The sequence below is a fragment of the Nocardiopsis alba DSM 43377 genome (assembly GCF_000341225.1).
Taxonomy (GTDB): Bacteria; Actinomycetota; Actinomycetes; order Streptosporangiales; family Streptosporangiaceae; genus Nocardiopsis; species Nocardiopsis alba.
The window spans coordinates 60,495-79,221 of record NZ_ANAC01000014.1; the positions used below are offsets into that span (position 1 = coordinate 60,495).

General features: G+C 70.3%; 16 protein-coding genes and 1 pseudogene. 14 read left to right on the forward strand and 3 right to left on the reverse strand.

Annotation, left to right across the window (positions count from 1 at the left end):
• Window positions 1-144: 144 nt before the first annotated feature.
• The 6 genes from paaA to paaI are packed head-to-tail and all read left to right on the forward strand — an operon-like array spanning window position 145 to window position 4,363.
• Complete coding sequence (gene paaA / locus D451_RS0116200; RefSeq protein ID WP_017535197.1) at window positions 145-1,119, forward strand: 1,2-phenylacetyl-CoA epoxidase subunit PaaA; 975 nt, start codon at window positions 145-147, stop codon at window positions 1,117-1,119.
• Window positions 1,116-1,424, forward strand: a complete 309-nt coding sequence (gene paaB / locus D451_RS0116205; protein WP_014909376.1) for a 1,2-phenylacetyl-CoA epoxidase subunit PaaB — start codon at window positions 1,116-1,118, stop codon at window positions 1,422-1,424. The genes paaA and paaB overlap by 4 nt, the downstream gene beginning before the upstream one ends.
• A 23-nt stretch (window positions 1,425-1,447) precedes the next feature.
• Window positions 1,448-2,326 carry a 1,2-phenylacetyl-CoA epoxidase subunit PaaC gene (paaC, locus tag D451_RS0116210; RefSeq protein ID WP_017535198.1) on the forward strand — a complete coding sequence of 293 codons (879 nt, stop codon included), beginning with the start codon at window positions 1,448-1,450 and terminating at the stop codon, window positions 2,324-2,326.
• Complete coding sequence (gene paaD / locus D451_RS0116215; protein WP_017535199.1) at window positions 2,320-2,841, forward strand: 1,2-phenylacetyl-CoA epoxidase subunit PaaD; 522 nt, start codon at window positions 2,320-2,322, stop codon at window positions 2,839-2,841. Before paaC ends, paaD begins: the two co-directional genes overlap by 7 nt.
• A gap of 2 nt (window positions 2,842-2,843) precedes the next feature.
• Complete coding sequence (gene paaE / locus D451_RS0116220; protein WP_017535200.1) at window positions 2,844-3,947, forward strand: 1,2-phenylacetyl-CoA epoxidase subunit PaaE; 1,104 nt, start codon at window positions 2,844-2,846, stop codon at window positions 3,945-3,947.
• Complete coding sequence (gene paaI / locus D451_RS0116225; protein ID WP_017535201.1) at window positions 3,944-4,363, forward strand: hydroxyphenylacetyl-CoA thioesterase PaaI; 420 nt, start codon at window positions 3,944-3,946, stop codon at window positions 4,361-4,363. Before paaE ends, paaI begins: the two co-directional genes overlap by 4 nt.
• Before the next feature lie 69 nt (window positions 4,364-4,432).
• Here the strand turns inward: paaI and D451_RS0116230 are convergent, their stop codons facing one another.
• Window positions 4,433-5,620 carry an MFS transporter gene (locus D451_RS0116230; RefSeq protein WP_017535202.1) on the reverse strand — a complete coding sequence of 396 codons (1,188 nt, stop codon included), beginning with the start codon at window positions 5,618-5,620 and terminating at the stop codon, window positions 4,433-4,435.
• Window positions 5,621-5,887: 267 nt separating this feature from the next.
• The gene (locus tag D451_RS0116235) at window positions 5,888-6,919 is read right to left on the reverse strand and encodes a LacI family DNA-binding transcriptional regulator (RefSeq protein WP_017535203.1); all 1,032 of its coding nucleotides are present in this window, start codon (window positions 6,917-6,919) and stop codon (window positions 5,888-5,890) included.
• Between the two features lie 147 nt (window positions 6,920-7,066).
• On the opposite strand from D451_RS0116235, the gene D451_RS0116240 reads away from it, so the two are divergent.
• The 3 genes and pseudogenes from D451_RS0116240 (at window position 7,067) to D451_RS28665 (ending at window position 13,159) form a co-directional block, all read left to right on the forward strand.
• Complete coding sequence (locus D451_RS0116240) at window positions 7,067-9,361, forward strand: serine/threonine protein kinase (protein WP_026125120.1); 2,295 nt, start codon at window positions 7,067-7,069, stop codon at window positions 9,359-9,361.
• Window positions 9,362-9,504: 143 nt separating this feature from the next.
• Entirely contained in the window at window positions 9,505-11,742 is a 2,238-nt protein-coding gene (locus tag D451_RS0116245; RefSeq protein WP_017535205.1) for a serine/threonine-protein kinase, read from the forward strand.
• A 989-nt stretch (window positions 11,743-12,731) separates the two neighbouring features.
• Window positions 12,732-13,159 (forward strand): annotated as a pseudogene (locus D451_RS28665) (ADP-ribosylation/crystallin J1).
• A 99-nt stretch (window positions 13,160-13,258) separates the two neighbouring features.
• Here D451_RS28665 and D451_RS0116250 read toward each other — a convergent pair.
• The gene (locus D451_RS0116250) at window positions 13,259-13,474 is read right to left on the reverse strand and encodes a hypothetical protein (protein ID WP_017535206.1); all 216 of its coding nucleotides are present in this window, start codon (window positions 13,472-13,474) and stop codon (window positions 13,259-13,261) included.
• 261 nt (window positions 13,475-13,735) lie between these two features.
• On the opposite strand from D451_RS0116250, the gene D451_RS0116255 reads away from it, so the two are divergent.
• From D451_RS0116255 to D451_RS0116275, 5 genes are all read left to right on the forward strand, one after another.
• Window positions 13,736-14,839 (forward strand): LLM class flavin-dependent oxidoreductase, encoded by a 1,104-nt coding sequence (locus D451_RS0116255; protein ID WP_014911891.1) that lies wholly within the window; start codon window positions 13,736-13,738, stop codon window positions 14,837-14,839.
• The gene (locus D451_RS0116260; RefSeq protein WP_014911478.1) at window positions 14,836-15,453 is read left to right on the forward strand and encodes an FMN reductase; all 618 of its coding nucleotides are present in this window, start codon (window positions 14,836-14,838) and stop codon (window positions 15,451-15,453) included. Before D451_RS0116255 ends, D451_RS0116260 begins: the two co-directional genes overlap by 4 nt.
• Window positions 15,454-15,615: 162 nt before the next feature.
• On the forward strand, window positions 15,616-16,914 hold the full coding sequence (locus tag D451_RS0116265) for an extracellular solute-binding protein (RefSeq protein ID WP_017535207.1): 1,299 nt from the start codon (window positions 15,616-15,618) through the stop codon (window positions 16,912-16,914).
• Between the two features lie 104 nt (window positions 16,915-17,018).
• Window positions 17,019-17,888, forward strand: coding sequence for a carbohydrate ABC transporter permease (locus D451_RS0116270; RefSeq protein WP_014910452.1), 870 nt, complete (start codon window positions 17,019-17,021; stop codon window positions 17,886-17,888).
• Window positions 17,885-18,724, forward strand: a complete 840-nt coding sequence (locus D451_RS0116275; protein WP_017535209.1) for a carbohydrate ABC transporter permease — start codon at window positions 17,885-17,887, stop codon at window positions 18,722-18,724. The genes D451_RS0116270 and D451_RS0116275 overlap by 4 nt, the downstream gene beginning before the upstream one ends.
• Window positions 18,725-18,727 lie beyond the last annotated feature (3 nt).

The following is an 18,727-nucleotide window of genomic DNA, read 5'->3' on the forward strand; positions in this document are numbered from 1 at the left end:
ACGGACGGCGCGCACCGCCTCCGCCCGAGGAGGTCCTCACCGGGGGTGACGGGTGAAACCGCCGGGGAGGGGCTTGCGTCGGGCGGGCGGATCCGGAGATACTAATTACTGACCGAACGTTCGGTTATGAATGGGGAATGATCAATGTCGACCACGGCCCAGGAGGCGTCACCCGGCGCCGACGAGGCTCTCCAAGCGCACTTCGACGCCAGGATCGCGGCCAACCGGCGGATCGAACCGCGTGACTGGATGCCCGAGGCCTACCGCAGGACCCTCGTTCGCCAGGTCTCCCAGCACGCCCACTCCGAGATCATCGGCATGCAGCCCGAAGGGGACTGGATCGCGTCCGCGCCCAGCCTGCGGCGCAAGGCGATCCTGCTGGCCAAGGTGCAGGACGAGGCCGGACACGGCCTGTACCTGTACGCGGCGGCCGAGACCCTCGGCGTGGACCGCGCCGACCTCACCGAGAGGCTGATCGAGGGCCGTCAGAAGTACTCCTCGATCTTCAACTACCCCTCGCTCGGCTACGCCGACGTCGGCGTGATCGGCTGGCTGGTCGACGGCGCCGCGATCTGCAACCAGGTCCCGCTCTGCCGCACCTCCTACGGCCCCTACGCCCGCGCCATGGTGCGCATCTGCAAGGAGGAGTCCTTCCACCAGCGGCAGGGCTACGAGCTGCTCATGCGCATGATGGAGGGCACCGAGGGGCAGCGGGCCATGGTCCAGGACGCCGTCGACCGCTGGTGGTGGCCGTCCCTGATGATGTTCGGCCCGCCCGACGCCGACTCGCCCAACACCCGACGCTCCATGGACTGGGGCATCAAGATCGACACCAACGACGAGCTCCGGCAGAAGTTCGTCGATATGACCGTCCCCCAGGCGGAGAAGCTGGGCGTCACCCTGCCCGACCCCGAACTGTCCTGGAACGACGAACGCGGACACTACGACTTCGGCACGCCCGACTGGGACGAGCTCAAGCGGGTCATCTCCGGAGACGGTCCCAAGAACGCCGAACGCGTCGCACGCCGCCGGGCCGCCCACGAGAAGGGCGCCTGGGTACGCGAGGCCGCCACCGCCTACGCGGCCAAACGACGTAACACCGAGGAGGTCACGGTATGAGTGATCGGACCACGGGCCCGGCCCGCCCCGAATGGCCCCTCTACGAGGTCTTCGTGCGCGGCAAGCGCGGCCTGAACCACGTGCACGTGGGCTCCCTGCACGCCCCGGACGACGAGATGGCCCTGCACAACGCCCGCAACCTCTACACCCGGCGCAACGAGGGCGTGAGCATCTGGGTCGTGCCGGCCGACGCCGTCACCGCCTCCAGCCCGGACGAGAAGGACCCCTACTTCGAGCCCAGCGGCGACAAGGTCTACCGGCACCCGACCTTCTATCCCATCCCCGAGGACGTCCCGCACATCTAGCGGTAAGGCTGCAAAGGAAGCACATGAGCGGCGACAACATCTTCACCGGCCTGGTCGAGGAGCACGACGGCGACGCCCGCTGGGCCTTCGGCACCGGCTTCACCGAGGCGCTCGCGGGCGTGGACACCACCCTGCCCGAGGGCGTGGACGGCCCGGCCCTGGCGGAGTACTGCCAGATGCTCGGCGACGACGCCCTCGTCCAGGCGCAACGGCTCGTCCACTGGGTGACCGACGCCCCCGAACTGGAGGAGGAGGTGGCCCTGGCCAACATCGCCCTCGACCTGTTGGGCCAGGCCCGCCTGCTGCTGGCCCGTGCCGGCCAGGCCGACGGCACCGGACGGGACGAGGACGCCTTCGCCTACCGTCGGGACGCCTCGGAGTTCCGCAACGTGCGCCTGACCGAGGCCCCGCGCGGCGACTTCGCCCGCTGTATCGTCACGCTCCTCGTGCTCTCCTCCTGGCGTCTGGCCCTGTTCACCCGACTGGCGCACAGCGTGGACCCGGTCCTGGCGGCCATCGCGGCCAAGGGCGTCAACGAACTGGCCTACCACCGCGAGTACGCCGTCTCCTGGGCGCTGCGTCTGGGGGACGGCACCCCCTACTCCCACGAGCGCATGAGCGCGGCGGTCGCCGACGTGTGGCCGCTGACCGGCGAGCTCTTCGCCGCCCACCCGGTGGAGACCTCCCTGGCCGGACTCGGAGCGGGCGTGGATCCGGCCTCGGTCCGAGAGGAGGTGCGCGAGGTGCTCGACCAGGTCCTGACCGCCGCCACCCTGGACACCCCCGGAGCCTTCCCCGACGGGGAGGTCTCCGGACGGGAGGGGCGGCACACCGACGAGCTGGCGCCCCTGGTGGAGGAACTCCAGCGGGTGGCGCGCGAACACCCGGAGGCGACATGGTGACCACCACGCCGAACGAGACGCGGCGACGGGCCTGGGAGGCGGCCGCCGCGGTCACCGACCCCGAACTGCCCATGCTCACCCTCGCCGACCTGGGCATCCTGCGCGAGGTCGAGGTCTCGGAGGAGGGCACCGTGGCGGTGTGGATCACCCCCACCTACTCGGGCTGTCCCGCGCTGGCCGAGATGCGCGTGGACGTGGACCGCGCCCTGCGCGCGGCCGGGTTCGACGACGTCGAGGTGCGCACCGCCCTCTCACCCGCCTGGACCACCGACTGGATCACCGAGGAGGGTCGGCGCAAGCTCACCGAACACGGGATCTCGGCGCCCGGCCGCGCCCCCGCCCGCCCTTCCGGGCCGGTGCCCCTGACCCTGCTGCCCACCCGGACCGCGCCGCGCTGTCCGCGCTGCGCGACGGCCGACACCGAGGAACTGTCCCGCTTCGGATCGACCTCCTGCAAGTCGCTGCACCGCTGCCGGTCCTGTCTCGAACCGTTCGAGCACGTCAAGGAGATCTGACCGTGACCACACCCGTCACCGAGACCGCCCCCGCCGCCGCGCGCGGCCGGGCCGCGTTCCACCGGCTGCGCGTGGCCTCCGTCGAGCGCCTGTGCGAGGACGCCGTCGCGGTCGCCTTCGACGTCCCCGACCACCTGGCCGAGGTGTTCGACTTCGCGCCGGGACAGTCCCTGACCCTGCGCCGCGAGGTCGACGGGGTGGAGGAGCGCCGCAGCTACTCCATCTGCGCCCCGGTCGGAGAGGCGCCCCGGGTCGGGGTCCGCCTGGTCGCCGACGGCCTCTTCTCCACCTGGCTGGTCCGCGAGGTCCGCCCCGGCGACGAGATCGAGGTGGGCGTGCCCACCGGTCGCTTCAGCCCCGACCTGACCGTGGCCGCGCGCCACGTGCTGGTGGCCGCCGGCTCCGGCATCACTCCGATGCTGTCCATGGCCGCCTCGCTGCTGCGCCGAACCGAATCCCACGTCACCCTGCTCTACGGCAACCGCCGCAGCGACACCGTGATGTTCGCCGACGAGCTGGCCGACCTCAAGGACGTCTTCGGGCCGCGCCTGGAGCTGGTCCACGTCCTGTCCCGGGAGCCGCGCGAGTCCGAACTGCTCACCGGACGGTTGGACGCCGAGAAGCTGGCGGCTCTGCTGTCCACCATCGTCGCCCCCGACGCGGTCGACCACTGGTGGCTGTGCGGCCCCTACGGGATGGTCACCGACGCGCGGAGGGTCCTGGCCGAACACGGGGTGGACGGCGCACGGGTCCACCAGGAGCTGTTCTTCGTGGAGGGCGCCGAGCCGCCGCCCCAGGCCCGGCACGAGGACCCCGAGGTCGAGGGCCCCTCCAGCGAGGTCACCGTCGTCCTGGACGGCCGCACCACCACCCTGACCCTGCCCCGAGGGGTGCCGGTCCTGGACGCCGCCCAGCGCTACCGTCCTGACCTGCCCTTCGCCTGCAAGGGCGGCGTCTGCGGTACCTGTCGGGTGAAGGTGTGCGACGGCGAGGTCGCGATGCGCCGCAACTACGCGCTCACCCCCGCCGAGGTCGAGGCCGGGTACGCGTTGGCCTGCCAGTCCCTGCCCGAGACCGACACCCTGACCGTGGACTTCGACTCATGAGCGACGAACGGGCGCCCGAGGCGCGCAACGAGACCGCCTGGCGGATGTTCGAGGCCGACAAGGCCTCCCGGAACCTGGGCATGCGGCTGCTCGAGGCCGGAGATGGCACCGCCGTCGTGGAGATGACCGTGGGGCCGCTCATGGTCAACGGCCACGCCATCGCCCACGGAGGGTTCGTGTTCACCCTCGCCGACACCGCCTTCGCCTGCGCCTGCAACGTGGAGGGCGGCGGGGTGACCGTCGCGGCGGGGGGCGACATCACCTTCGTGACCTCCGCCCGTGAGGGCGACGTCCTGGTGGCCACCGCCGTGGAACGGGTCGTGTACGGCCGCAGCGGCGTCTACGACGTCACCGTCAGGAGGGGCGAGGAGGTCGTCGCCGAGTTCCGGGGACGCAGCCGTACCCTCTCCCGATGAGGCGGAGGTGAGAGGGGCCGGGGCGGCATGCCCCGGCCCCTCGTTCCGTCGAACGCGGCGTCGCCGTACTCAGCCCACGCGGGTGGGCTCCTCGGCCGGGGCGCCGTCCGACGTGGGGGAGCGGTCGATGAGACCGGCCGTCACCGCGATCCCCAGACCGACCACGGCCAGGACCGCGCCGATCGCGGCGGGGGAGGCGTAGCCCAGCCCCATCGCGATGCCCACGCCGCCCACCCAGGCGCCTCCGGCGTTGGCCAGGTTGAAGGCCGAGTGGTTGGAGGCCGAGGCCAGACTCGGCGCCGCGCCCGCACGGCTCATCACCAGCACCTGGAGCGGGGCCGTCACGCCGAACCCGACGGCGCCCAGCACCACCACGCCGATCGCCGCCGTCCAGGGGTTGTGCACGGCGAGGGTGAACAGGGCCAGCACGGCGGCAAGGGCCGCCAACGAACCGTAGATGGTGGGTCGCAGCCAACGGTCGGCCAACGGGCCGACCACGAGCGACCCCAGGGTCATCCCCACCCCGAACAGCGCCAGCACCACGGGTACGGCGGTGGTGGGCATGCCCGCCAGTTCGGTCATCATCGGCGAGATGTAGCTGTAGACGGCGAAGACCCCCGCGAACCCGAACACCGCGGTGAGCAGGCCCAGCACGACCTGGGAGCGGGCCAGGGCGGAGAACTCCCCGCGCAGCCCGCCGCTGGTGGCGATCGATACGTGCGGTACCCAACGGGCCACGCCGAGCAGGGTCAGCGCCGCGATCCCGGCCACCACCAGGAACGCGGTGCGCCAACCGGTGAGCTGGCCCAGCAGGGTTCCGGCGGGCACCCCCACGATGTTGGCGATGGTCAGGCCCAACATCACCCGCGCCACGGCGGTGGCCCGGCGGGCGGGGCCGGCCAGATGGGCGGCGACCAGGGCGGCCACCCCGAGGTAGGCGCCGTGCGGCAACCCGGCCAGGAAGCGGGAGGCCAGGACCAGGGTGTGCGAGGGGGCGATCACGGTGAGCAGGTTGCCCAGCAGGAAGACGCCCATGAACAACAGCAGGGCGGTCTTGCGGGGCAGCCGTGTGCTCAGCGCGGTGAGCAGGGGAGCGCCCACCACCACGCCCAAGGCGTAGGCGGAGATCAGATGCCCCGCGGTGGGGATGGGGATCCCGAGGTCGGCGGCGACCTCGGGGAGCAGCCCCATGATCACGAATTCCGTGGTCCCGATGGCGAAGGCCCCGAGGGCCAGGGCGAGGAGGGCCAAGGGCATGGCGATTGCCCCTTTCCAGGAGGTGGACGGCGGCAGGAGAAGGCGAGGTGTGCTTCGAGGTGGTGGGGAGGTGTGAGCGGCACCGGAGGTCCGGTGGTGCCGAGAGGACCGTGCCGGCCGTCGTGTACGGGATCCGGGCAGGGTGATTTAGCACGTGCTAAATCAAGGATGACACCCGTGCCCGAGGTTTTCCAACGATCGGCCGCGTGATCTGGCTCGCGTCGCCCCCACCACCCCGCGCCGGCGGCACGGAAGGCCCCGCTCGACTCAGGTGCGCGGGGGAGCGGTGCTCTCCCGCACGGTGAGCGTGGTCGGTAGCAACACGTGAGTGCTCTCGATCCTTCCCCGCTCCAGACGCTCCGCGACCGCTTCGAGGGTCGCCTCGGCGATCCGCTCCACGTCCTGACGGACCGAGGTCAGCCTCAGAAACGAGAGCCGGGCGGCGCGACTGTCGTCGTACCCCACCACGGAGACCTCGCCGGGCACGGAACGGCCCGCGCGGACCAGCGTCTCCAGAAGACCCCGCGCGGACTGGTCGTTGCAGCACACCACGGCCGTGGGCAGGACGTCCCGATCCAGGAACACGCGCGCGGCCCGGGCTCCGGCCTCCTCGGTGTAGGCGCCCGGGACCAGGTCCACGTACGCGTCCAGCCCGTGCTCGCGCATGCCCTCCAGATATCCGGCCCGGCGCTCGGGCGCGCTGGGCAGCCCGCCACCGTCCACGTGGGCGATGCTCCGGTGGCCCAAGGAGACCAGGTGGTCGACGGCCAGCCGGACCCCGGACACGGCGTCGGTGCGGACGCTGTCGGTCCCGGCCGAGTCGGTGCGCTGACCGATCTCCACCACCGGCACCCGACGCGCCACCTCGGCCAGATCCTCCGGGGCCTGGGCCGACATCCCGATCAGCACCAGCGCCTCGCAGCGCAACCCCACGAGCTCGTCGATCGCCTGGCGTTCGGTGCGGTTGGCGAGCATCGCGCTCAGGGCCAGGCCGTAGCCGAGCCGCGCCGCCGCCGGATACAGGGCCTCGACCAGATCGGCGTCCATCGGATGCTCCATGGTGAAGAGCACCCCCACCTGACGACTACGGGCACGGCGCAGCAACTGGGCGGCGGTGTCGGCGCGGTAGCCGAGCTCCTCGGCGGCGCGCAGTACACGTTCGCGGGTGGCCGCGCTCGGACCGGGCCGGTCGCCCAGGACCAGGGAGACCAACTGGCGGGAGACCCCCAGGCGCGCCGCCACGTCGGCCATCGTCGGCCGCCCCCCGGACGCCCCACCGTCCCCGCCGTCGCTCGTCATCGTGGCCCCCTCTCACGCAGGCGCATCGTATCCTCGCGGACGCCCGCCCCGCCGGTGGACCGACCCGAGAACCTTCGGATCCCTCGGGGCGTCAGAAGCTCCGAGCGGACGTTCACCGCGCGCATCCCATCTCCTCGAAGGGCCCCGATGTCCACATCCCCTATGCTCGCCCAACCGCCCGTCGGGCTGTCACCGTTGAAGGAGGACGACCCGACCGACATCGGTCTCTACCGATTGGTGGGGAGGATCGGCGCCGGAGGTATGGGCGCCGTCTACGGCGCCCTGGACACCTATGGCCGGTGCGTGGCGGTCAAGACCGTGCACGCCCGCTTCGCCCGACGGCCCGAGTTCCGTGAGGCCTTCGCGCACGAGGTCGCGATGTTGGCCCGGGTCGACGGGGTCGGTACCGCTCGGCTGCACGCCCATGACACCGAGGCGGAGGTGCCCTGGCTGGCCTTCGACCACGTGCCCGGCCGGGACCTACGCGCGCACGTGCGCGAGTTCGGTCCGTTGGAGGGCGAGATGCTGAGGGTGTTCGCCCTGGGCATGGCCGAGGGGCTGGCCGCCCTGCACGCGGCGGGGGTGGTGCACCGGGACGTCAAACCGGCCAACGTGATCCTGTCTCCGGACGGACCCAAGATCGTCGACTTCGGCATCGCCACCCCGATCGGGACCGAACGCTCCGATGACGCCTTCGCCGATCACGGCACCCCCGGCTGGGCGGCGCCCGAACGTCACGCCGGGGCGATCGCCGACTCCGCCGCCGACGTGTTCGCCTGGGGAGCGCTCGTGGCGATGGCCGCCACCGGCCGTCAGCCCTTCGGCAAGGGGGAGACCAAGGAGCGGATCCGGCGCGTGTGCGCGGGGGAGTACGAGATCGACGGGGTACCGGAGGACCTGCTCCCCCTCGTGGAGGGCGCGCTTTCGATGGAGCCGGGGGAGCGACCGGGCGCCGCCGACCTGGTGCGGGCTCTCCTGCCGGAAGAGCGGAGGGACGAGGAGGTCGGACGCGCGCTGCGCCGCATGCTGGGCGACTACTGGCGCGGGGTGGACGCGGCCGGACACGACCCGGCCCGCTGGGCGGCCTGGCTCGGCGGCGCCTCCGCGACCGCGCTGGGAGCGACCGGGATCCTGGGCGGGGCCGTGGGCACCGGTACCGGAGGGGCCGCGACCGGAGGGATCGCGGGCTCCTCGGCCGCCGCGAGCGGGACCACGGGGGCGACCGCGTCCGGTTCGTCGTCCGGCGGTGTCCTGGGCGGCCTGGCCGGTTCCAAAGCGGCGATGATCGGCGCCGGCGCGCTCGCCGCCGCCGGTGTGGCGGCGGGCGGTTTCGTGGTCTACGACCTGGTGAGCGACTCTCCCGCGGACCTGGTGGCCTCGGCCGCCACGGTGGTGGAGGAGAGCGCCGGATTCACCGCCACGGTGGAGCGCACCCCGGTGGACGGTGGCGAGACGGTGACCGAGGAGTACCTGTACTCGGCGGACGGGGAGAGTTTCCTGATCCGGGGGGCGGCCATGGGCCCGGGCACCACGGCCGTGGCCTCCCACCAGGGAGAACTGTACGTGTACGCGTCACACGAGGAGGACCTCGGACTGTGGCAGGACTCGCCTCAGGAGTTGTGGACGGATGGTGAGTCCATCTCCCTCGACTTCGGTGAGGAGGGGGACCACGGACTGTGGCGGAACTCGTCCCGGCCCCTGGGATCCGACGTCGAGATGAGCGCGGAGATCCTTTCTCCCGCCCTGGTCACCGGGCCGCTGCGGACTCTCGCCGGATCGGGAGAGGTCGAGGCCGTGGAAGGGCGGGAGAGGGTCTATGAGGGCTCCACGGTGCTGGAGCTTCTGGAGGCGGGTGAACTCGTGGAGCGGGAGGCGACCGGACGTGTCGGGCTCGACGAGGAAGGCGCACCGATCTGGGTCGAGTACATGAGCGACGGATGGGAGACACGGGTCGACTTCGAAGAGATCGGTGGCGGGGTGGTGCTGGAGGACCCTCAAGTGTGGGCGGCCGAGAACGACGGGTTCGGTTGGGCCGTGGTGCGGGCTCCGATCTGTGGAACCGTGCGTCTGCCGGGCTGGGCGGCGGACCGGGACGCGGAGAAGGTGTGGGACGTCCAGGCCAGCGGTTGGGACGTGGACTGCGATTACGCGATGGAGGTGGCGGCGTTGAGGGAGGACTCGAGCCGGGACCCGGAACGGTTCGAAGGACTGCACGGGGCCAGAGGCGGTATGGGCGGCATCACGCAGTACGACGGCAGGGTGGCATGCGGCCTTTTCTGGGAATCGGTGATCGATGACGACGGCTTCTCCATCCCCTCCTACGCGTACGGCCCCTGCCAGGAGTCCGAGGTGCTGTCCCGGGAGGACCTGAGCGAGTTCTACACGGTGTCCGAGGTCGAGTTCGGTCCGGTGACCCTGATCGACTTCCACCAACGGGCCTGACCGTGACGGTGGGCCGGGAGAGCCGGGTCCCCGTCCACCGCACGGGCCCGTCGCACTGTTCTCCGCGGCCATCGACTCGCGAACCACGACTCACGTGACCGTGTCGAAGTCATCGGTCGATTCCCTCACCCAGAAGGATCCGGATGTCCTCCACCCCCGAACCGACCTCCCCTCCCCCCGGATTGTCCCCGTTGAAGGAGAGCGATCCGACCGTGATCGGTCCCTACCGCTTGGTGGGGAGGATCGGCGCCGGAGGTATGGGCGCCGTCTACGGCGCTCTGGACGTGTACGGCCGCTGTGTGGCGGTCAAGACCGTCCACGCCGATCTGGCCGCGAAGCCGCGTTTCCGTGAGGCCTTCGCACGTGAGGTCGCGATGCTGGACCGGGTCGACGGGGTCGGCGCCGCTCGTTTGCACGCCCATGACACCGAGGCGGAGGTGCCGTGGTTGGCCTTCGACCACGTGCCCGGTCGGGACCTGCGTGCCCATGTGCGTGAGTTCGGTCCGCTGGAAGGTGAGATGTTGCGGGTGTTCGCCCTGGGTATGGCCGAGGGGCTCTCGGCCCTGCACACGGCGGGGGTCGCACATCGCGACGTCAAACCGGGCAACGTGATCCTGGCGCCGGACGGGCCGAAGCTCGTGGACTTCGGTATCGCGGTCGAGATCGGCACCGAACGCTCCGAGGACGCCTCGGCCTCCTACGGAACGCCGGGGTGGACCGCGCCCGAACGCTACACCGGGGCCGAGGCCGACCCGGCCGCCGACGTGTTCGCCTGGGGCGGGCTGGTCACGTTGGCCGCCACACGGAGAACGCCGTTCGGCACCGGCGACGCCGATGAACTGGCGCGCCGCGTGAGCATGGGGGAGTACGACGTCACCGGGGTGCCCGAAGGTCTGCGGGCTCTGGTCGAGGCCGCGCTGTCGGTGGATCCGGGGTTGAGGCCGACGTCGGCGGAGCTGGTCGAGACCCTACTGCCCGAGCCCGAGGAGGGCCACGAGGATTCCGCCTCGACCTCCGACATCTTGCGTCGCATGCTCCGCGACTACTGGCGCGGGGTGGACGCGGCCGGGCACGACCCGGCCCACTGGGCGGCCTGGCTCGGCGGCGCCTCCGCCGCCGGGCTCGGGGTAGTGGGAACGCTAGGCGGCACCGTGGGGGCCGGTGGCGCGACGGCGGGAGGGGCGGCGGGCTCCACCGCCGGCGCGACGGCCGCCGCGAGCGGGGGCACGGGTGCGGTCGTGTCCGGTGCGTCGTCCTCGGGGGCCGCGGCCGGGATCTTCGGCGGGGGTTCCTCCGCCGGTGGCGCGCTGGGAGGCGTGGCGGGATCCAAACTCGCCATGGTGGGCGCCGGTGCCCTCGCGGTGGCCGGTGTGGCCGCGGGCGGCTATGTGGCCTACGACCGACTGTGGGAGTCACCTGCCGATGTGGTGGCCTCGGCCGCCGTCCTACTGGAGGAGACCGGGTTCGTCGCGACCGTGGAACGGACCCCGGTCGGTGGGGGAGAGACGGTCTCCGAGGAGTACCTGTACTCGGCGGACGGGGAGAGCTTCCTCATCAGGGGTGCGGCCATGGGCCCGGGAACCACGGCCGTGGCAGTCCATCAGGGTGAGCTCTACGTTTACGCGCCACCGGAAGAGGTTCAGTGGACGAGTTGGGAGTACGAGTCCGAGCACATCGATGTCTCCGCGAATGTGGACTGGAAAAGCCTGGAACGGACACTGCTGGTCGATCCGCTCGCGAGCATGGCCGACTCAGGGGACATCGACGTATCGATGGAAGGACCAGAGCAGAAGGATCACACCCGCTACACCGGAACGGCGATGGTGCGCATGTTGATCGAGGGTGCTTGGGCGAGAGATGAGATGGACGCCTCAGTCGAGGTCGATCCGGAGGGGGTCCCGGTCCATGTGGAGTACCGCTCTGCGGCTTGGGACATCACCATCGACCTGGAACGGTCGGGCACCCCAGTGGAGATTCTCGATCCACAACTGATTGAGGAGTGGTCGGTGGCGCATGCTCCGATTTGTGAGCGCCTGTACATGACCGACCGGAATTGGGACGTGCGTGCCGCAGCCTGGGAGATGGACTGTGGGTACGCCACAGAGGTGACGGACATGCTCTTTGATGAGTGGGAAGCCAGGCAGGACAATCCCCGTTTGGAGTTTTTGGCGGGATACAGCGGAAGCGGGGTAGCCACATATCTGGTCGATGACTCTTTCGCCTGCGGATCCTTGCGCATCGATATCGACTACCCCGAGGACCGATGGTGGCGTCCGACCCCGTGTCTGTATGCCGAGCCCACCGGGGACGAGGTTTGGGAGGGCATGTCGGAATACGAGTTCGGGGACCTCCAACTGATCCAGTACGTGGAGGTCACCTGACGTTCCGTCAAGTGGAGAGAGGAGTCCAAGCCGGGGGGCCGCAACGGGCCGAGGGGTTGTACATCCTCCCCAGTGACGGGGCGGCCGAGGTCTCGCTCTACGAGGACATCTCGCTCAGCGCTCTCGTGAGGGTGATGATCGTCGGGGAGGATCGTTCCGCTCGTGGGCGGCCACGTCGATGCCAGGGGAGTTCTAGCGAGTTCGGGTCGGTGACCCTGATCGACTTCCACTCGACTTCCACGAACGGACATGACCGGGACGGTGGGCCCGGAGAGCCGGTCTCCTCCGTCCACGGCGGTGGCGGTCGGAGGGGTCCGGTATCGGTGTGGTGCGCGCCCGGCCTGGGTGCGGTCGGGGCGAGCACGGTCGAGGTGCTCCGGCGCGCCGACCGTGGAAGGTCGTCGGGTGGCCGAAGATCCTGGTCGGGGACGAGTGACCCGGGAAAGACGAAGCGGGGGCGCGCCCTGAGGCGCACCCCCGCCGGGTCCGGCCGGATTCCACGTCCCCCAACGTGGAACCGGCCACGCGGCCCGCGCACCGAGTGCGGTGGGGCCGCTGGGAAGCGAATACGGTGATGGCTCCGTGTCGGAAACCCCCATTTACGACACGGACACTCGTATTCGCCAGGTCTGGCCGGGTCCCACGTCCCCCAACGTAGGACCCGACCTCGCGGCCTGCGCACTGAGTGCGGTCTGGCCGCTGGGAAGGCGGGCGCGGCGAAGATATCGTGTCGGAAACCCCCATTGCCGACACGAACGCTCGCGCCCGCGCATGGTCTCGAAGATGATGTTCGAAGCCTCTCACAGACCTTGGTGGGTGGGTCGGGGTCGGGGTCGGTCCGGGGTGCTTCACCTGTGAGAACGCTTCGTATGGGACAGGTGTTCCCGCGCGTTGGAACGAATTCACGTGTCCACCGGTAAAAACCGGGTGTGGAACGGGGCATGCGCCGCCCATGCTCATGGGTCGACCCATGAGGACGGGAGGAGACCATGTCCGACACGACCACCCTCTGGCGCCCCACCGGGCCCGAGGAACTCGCGCTGGCCGGGGATTCCGGTCGGCGGGCCTGGCCGCCGCGTCTTCCGGAGCAGCCGATCTTCTATCCCGTCCTGAACGGGGACCACGCCGTTCGGATCGCGCGGGAGTGGAACCTGCCACGTGATGGGGAGGGGCATGTCACCCGCTTCCACGTGGACTCCGCCTTCGTCTCCCGTTACCCGGTCAGGCGGGCGGAAGGACCATCCTGGATTTATGGGTCCCCGCGGAGGAACTGCCGGAGTTCAATGCCCATCTGCGTGGCCCGATCGAGTCGGTGCGCTCCTTCCTGCCCGGGGACCGATCGGAGGGTCGCTCGTCTCCGCCCTCGCGCGCGTACGCGCGGGGTGAAGGGGTGAACAAGGGGCGTCGATCGGTCTGACCGCTTCGGTCCGCGCTCGTGAGGGACATGGTCGGTCGAGGGGTCGGCGTGCGCGAGGCACACCGGCCCCTTTCCGTGCTCTCTTCGACTACCGGCGGGTCATGGTCTGTCGGGTTCCGGGGAACGTTCCAGAAGGGTGTCCAGGACCTCTCCCAGCGCGTCGGCGAGCACGACCGGTTCGCGCCGTGCGGCCTCGCGGGCGCGGTCGGCGCTCGTCGGGGGACGCGGGGCCGGGATCAGCGGCCTCGGCTCGGCCTCGCGCGGGTGAGGGGAGGGGTGGTGGGGCTTCCGTCGGGGTTCGAGGGTTGTGGCCATGGGGGTGTCGGGCGGGCTCTGGACGCCGCGCCCTCCTCCTTTTCCTCGCTCGTTCGGCCTCTGCCGGCCCACGTGACGGTGTCGGTGCCTGCCCTACCAGAGATAACACGTCAGAGTGACATTCGGTGGATACGGAGCGTGCCTGTGGATGAACACGGGCTCTCCGGGGCGCGGAGGAATAACCGTCTTGCGTCCTGGGTTCCGCATGATAGTTTCGGAGAAAACATTTTCCTGGGAAGCTACTTCGATCGGGGAACGGCCATGCAGTTCGGAATCTTCACGGTCAGTGACGTCACGACCGACCCCACCACGGGGCGTACGCCCACCGAGCGTGAGCGCATCAAGGCGATGGTCGCCATCGCGCTGAAGGCCGAGGAGGTGGGCCTGGACGTCTTCGCCACCGGCGAGCACCACAACCCGCCGTTCGTGGCCTCCTCGCCCACGACCATGCTCGGTTACATCGCCGCCCGGACCGAGAAGCTGATCCTGTCCACGTCCACCACGCTGATCACCACCAACGACCCTGTTCGTTTGGCTGAGGAATACGCGATGCTCCAGCACCTGGCCGACGGCCGGGTGGACCTGATGATGGGACGCGGCAACACGGGTCCGGTCTACCCCTGGTTCGGTCAGGACATCCGTCAGGGCATCCCTCTGGCGCTGGAGAACTACAACCTCCTGCACCGGCTCTGGCGCGAGGACGTGGTCGACTGGGAGGGCAAGTTCCGTACCCCGTTGCAGGGCTTCACCTCCACGCCTCGCCCGATGGACGACGTGCCCCCGTTCGTGTGGCACGGTTCGATCCGCAGTCCGGAGATCGCGGAGCAGGCCGCCTACTACGGTGACGGCTTCTTCCACAACAACATCTTCTGGCCCTCCACCCACACCAGGAAGCTCATCTCCCTGTACCGTCGCCGTTTCGAGCACTACGGCCATGGTCGGGCGGACCAGGCCATCGTCGGTCTGGGAGGTCAGGTGTTCATGCGCAAGAACTCCCAGGACGCGGTGAAGGAGTTCCGTCCCTACTTCGACAACGCGCCGGTCTACGGTGGCGGCCCCTCCCTGGAGGAGTTCACCCGCGAGACCCCGCTGACCGTGGGCAGCCCCCAGGAGGTCATCGACCGTACCCTGGGCTTCCGGGAGACGTTCGGCGACTACCAGCGTCAGCTCTTCCTGATGGACCACGCGGGCCTGCCGCTCAAGACCGTGCTGGAGCAGCTCGACATCCTGGGCGAGGAGGTCGTTCCGGTCCTGCGTCGGGAGTTCGCCGCCAAGAAGCCCGACCACGTTCCCGACGCGCCCACCCACGCCTCGCTCCTGGCCGCCAAGGAGCGGGCCGCCACGAACACGGAGGACGACCGATGACCCGGAAGCTGGTGACCGTCACCGCCGGCCTGAGCAACCCTTCCTCGACCCGGCTGCTCGCCGACCGACTGACCAACGCCACCGAGGAGGCCCTGGCCGAACGGGGCGAGACGGTGGACGTCCGTGTCGTGGAACTGCGCGAGGTCGCCCACGACATCATGAACGCCATGACCACGCGGGTACCCACCGGCGACCTGTCCGGGATCCTGAAGGACATGGACGAGGCCGACGCGGTCATCGCGGTGACCCCGGTCTTCAACGCCTCCTACAGCGGTCTGTTCAAGTCGTTCTTCGACGTGGTCGAGCCGGGGACCTTGGACGGCACCCCGGTCCTGGCCGCCGCCACCGGCGGCAGCCCGCGCCACTCCCTGGTGCTGGAGCACGCCCTGCGGCCCATGTTCTCCTACAGCCGCGCGGTCGTGGTGCCCACGGGCGTCTACGCCGCGTCGGAGGACTGGGGCGCGGGGGAGAGCGGCGGCCGTGAGCTGTCCGAGCGCATCGCCCGGGCGGCCCGCCAGCTGGCGCTGCTGGCCACCGAGCACTCCGCGAAGACCGAGGACCCCTACGAGGAGCCCACGCCCTTCGCCGATCTGATGTCCGGTCTGGGGACCTGACCCGGCCCCGATCCGTATCCCCGTGCCCTGCACTGCGCACCCCGCGTTGTGCGGGGCACAACTTTGCGCGCACTCCCTTATGTCCCGTTCGGGCGTCTCCCTAGAGTCATCCCACCGATGAGTCGGTTACCGCTCTGCCCGCCTCCGACCTGGGGAGTCCCGATGCGACTCACAGCCCCCGCGCGCGCCTGCGCGCTCCTCGGACTCGCGGCCCTGATCACCGCCTGCGCACCACTACAGACCCCCGGCGCCGCCTCCGGCGTGGACGAGAGGGAGGGAACGCTCCGCGTCTGGTTGTTCTCCGAGGTCGACCAGGCCCCGAAGGAACGGGTCGTCGACGAGGCCGTCGCGGAGTTCGAGGCCGCGCACGACGGTGTCGACGTCCAGGTCCAGTACATCCCGGTGGAGACACGGGCCGAGCGCTTCCAAGGCGCCTTCCTCGACCCCGCCTCCGCCCCCGACGTCGCCGAGTACGGCAACACCGACCTGGCCGGCTACGTCGAGTCCGCGGGGTTCGCGGACATCACCGACGACCTGGCCGGCTGGGAGCCCTACGAGGACGTCTCCGAGGACGTCGCGTCCACGGCCCGGGTCGAAGGGGTCGACTACGGGGTGCCCTGGTTCCTCGGGGCCCGCGCCCTCTTCTACCGCACCGACGTTCTGGAGGAGCTCGACCTGGAGGTGCCCGGGACCCTGGAGGAGGTCGTGGAGACCGCGCGCGCGGTGCGCGAGCACGACCCGGCCATGCTCGGGATCTCCACCGGCGGCGCCTACACCTACGCGATGATGCCGTTCGTATGGGCGCACGGCGGCGACATCGCCGAGCTCCACGAGGGCTCCTACACCGCGACCATCGACTCCGCCGAGTCCCGCCGGGGGCTGGAACTGTACGGGAGCATCCTCTCCGACGACGTCTGTCCGCCGCAGACCTGTTCGCAGATGACCGGGGACGCCTCCGTGCAGAACTTTCTCGCGGGCAACGCGGCCATGACCATCGGCGGCAACTTCAACCTCAACGCGCTGCACGACAGCGACGTCGCCGAGGACGCCGCCGTCGTCCCCCTTCCCGGGACCGAGCCCGGCACCGTCGCCCCGGCCTTCGCCGGAGGCAACAACCTCGGTGTCCTGGCCGGGACCGAACGCCGCACCCTCGCGGTGGAGTTCGTGAAACTGCTGGCGGGCAAGGAGTACCAGCTGAAGATGTACGAGGCCATGGGGAACCTCCCCGCCTACACCGACGTCCGTGAGGAGCTGGCCGCCTCCGACGAGGAGATCGCCCCGTTCGTCGAGACCATCGACGCCGGGACCCGCTTCGTGCCGATCACCGGCGCCTGGGCGACGGTGGACGCCGAGGGCGTCCTGCCCACCATGGTGCAGCGGGTGGCGGCCGGGAACGCGACGGTCGACCAGGCCGCCGAGGAGGCCGCCCGGGCCCTCGACGACGCGTTCGGGAGAGGGTGAGACCCGTGGACGTCAGACCCCCCGCCCCCGCCCCCACGTCCCCCGCGACACGACGCCCCACCGGCCGGCCCCCGGGTTCTCGCGGCCGCCGGATCGAACCCTGGATGTACCTGGTACCGGCCGCGCTGGTCCTGGGCGTCATGCTGGTCTATCCGCTCTACCAGCTGATCCTGGTCTCGTTCTTCGACTACCGGCAGCCCCAGGTCACCGGCGCCGAGCCGCTGGAGTTCGTCGGTTGGGCGAACTACCGCGCCCTGATGGCCGACGCGCAGTTCTGGGAGGTGCTGCTCAACACGATCGGCTTCGCCGCGGCCTGTGTGCTCGGCACCCTGGCCGTGGGCGGCACGCTGGCGGTCCTGGCCACCCGGCTCACCCCCTGGGTGCGTACCCTGCTCTTCCTGGCCGCGCTGGGGGCCTGGGCGACCCCCGCCGTCACCGGCAGCGCCGTGTGGCTGCACCTGTTCGATCCCACCCTGGGACCGGTGAACCAGGCCCTGACCTGGCTGGGCCTGGGCGACTTCTCCGGACACTCCTGGACCTACGACAAGTGGTCGGCGTTCGCGCTGGTCGGGGCCCAGGTGGTGTGGTGCTCGTTCCCGTTCGTGATGGTCACGCTCTACGCGGGGATCAAGGCCATCCCCGAAGAGGTGCTGGAGGCCGCCCGGTTGGACGGCGCCTCCACCTCCCGGATCGCCTGGTCGGTGATGCTGCCGATGCTGCGTCCGGCGGTCGCCATCGTCACCATCCAGTCCATCATCTGGGACTTCAAGATCTTCACCCAGATCTACATCATGACCGGGGGCGGCGGTATCGCCGGCCAGAACCTGGTCCTCAACGTGTACGCGTATCAGAAGGCGTTCGCCTCCGGGCAGTACGGCCTGGGCTCGGCGATCGGAGTGATCACCACCCTGCTCCTGTTGTTGATCACTCTCGTCTACCTGCGCGCTCTGCGCCGCCAAGGGGAGGAACTGTGACGCTCCGCAGGCTCGGGAGCGACGCCGCCGGGCTGCTGGTGGCCCTGGTCGTCGCCCTGCCGCTCTACTGGATGGTGCTCTCGGCGCTCAAACCGCGCGCGGCCCTGGAGGCCGGAGACCCCACCCCCTACACCCTGGAACCGACCCTGGAGTCGTTCCGTCGGGTGCTGCTCCTCGACGGGTTCGGGCAGTACCTGTTCAACAGTCTGCTGGTGGCGGTCGTGGTCGTCACCGTCTCCACCCTGTGCGCCTTCCTGGCGGCGGTGGCGCTCACGCGCTACCGGTTCCGGCTGCGGACGACCCTGCTGATCATGATCCTGACCGCGCAGATGGTGCCGGTCGAGGCGCTGACCATCCCGCTGTTCTTCCTCATGCGCACCCTGGGGTACGGACTTCCGGGGATCGGCCTCAACCAGCTGGGTTCGCTCATGCTCGTGCACACGGCGTTCGCCATCCCCCTGGCGGTCTGGATGCTGCGCAGCTTCGTCGCGGCGGTGCCCAAGGAGCTGGAGGAGGCGGCCTGGCTGGACGGCGCCGGCAGTCTCACCTTCGTCACCAGGGTGCTGTTCCCACTGGTCGCCCCCGGCGTGGTGGCGTGCAGTATCTTCTCGTTCATCATGACGTGGAACGACTTCCTGTTCGCCCGCACCTTCATCATCTCCGCGCAGGAGAACCAGACCCTGCCCATCGCCCTGCTCTCCCTGTTCAAGCCGGACGAGAACGACTGGGGCGGGATCATGGCGGGCTCGGTCCTGATGACCCTTCCCGTCCTGGTGTTCTTCCTGTTCGTGCAGCGCAGGCTCGCCAACGGCCTGGGCGGGGCGGTCAAGGGGTGAGAG

Bases quoted from the DNA above. Each gene is read 5' to 3' on its own strand.
- paaA (WP_017535197.1), top strand. From the start codon at position 145: ATGTCGACCACGGCCCAGGAGGCGTCACCCGGCGCCGACGAGGCTCTC.
- paaB (WP_014909376.1), top strand. From the start codon at position 1,116: ATGAGTGATCGGACCACGGGCCCGGCCCGCCCCGAATGGCCCCTCTAC.
- paaC (WP_017535198.1), top strand. From the start codon at position 1,448: ATGAGCGGCGACAACATCTTCACCGGCCTGGTCGAGGAGCACGACGGC.
- paaD (WP_017535199.1), top strand. From the start codon at position 2,320: ATGGTGACCACCACGCCGAACGAGACGCGGCGACGGGCCTGGGAGGCG.
- paaI (WP_017535201.1), top strand. From the start codon at position 3,944: ATGAGCGACGAACGGGCGCCCGAGGCGCGCAACGAGACCGCCTGGCGG.
- D451_RS0116230 (WP_017535202.1), bottom strand. From the start codon at position 5,620: ATGCCCTTGGCCCTCCTCGCCCTGGCCCTCGGGGCCTTCGCCATCGGG.
- D451_RS0116235 (WP_017535203.1), bottom strand. From the start codon at position 6,919: ATGACGAGCGACGGCGGGGACGGTGGGGCGTCCGGGGGGCGGCCGACG.
- D451_RS0116240 (WP_026125120.1), top strand. From the start codon at position 7,067: ATGTCCACATCCCCTATGCTCGCCCAACCGCCCGTCGGGCTGTCACCG.
- D451_RS0116245 (WP_017535205.1), top strand. From the start codon at position 9,505: ATGTCCTCCACCCCCGAACCGACCTCCCCTCCCCCCGGATTGTCCCCG.
- D451_RS0116250 (WP_017535206.1), bottom strand. From the start codon at position 13,474: ATGGCCACAACCCTCGAACCCCGACGGAAGCCCCACCACCCCTCCCCT.
- D451_RS0116255 (WP_014911891.1), top strand. From the start codon at position 13,736: ATGCAGTTCGGAATCTTCACGGTCAGTGACGTCACGACCGACCCCACC.
- D451_RS0116260 (WP_014911478.1), top strand. From the start codon at position 14,836: ATGACCCGGAAGCTGGTGACCGTCACCGCCGGCCTGAGCAACCCTTCC.
- D451_RS0116265 (WP_017535207.1), top strand. From the start codon at position 15,616: ATGCGACTCACAGCCCCCGCGCGCGCCTGCGCGCTCCTCGGACTCGCG.
- D451_RS0116270 (WP_014910452.1), top strand. From the start codon at position 17,019: ATGTACCTGGTACCGGCCGCGCTGGTCCTGGGCGTCATGCTGGTCTAT.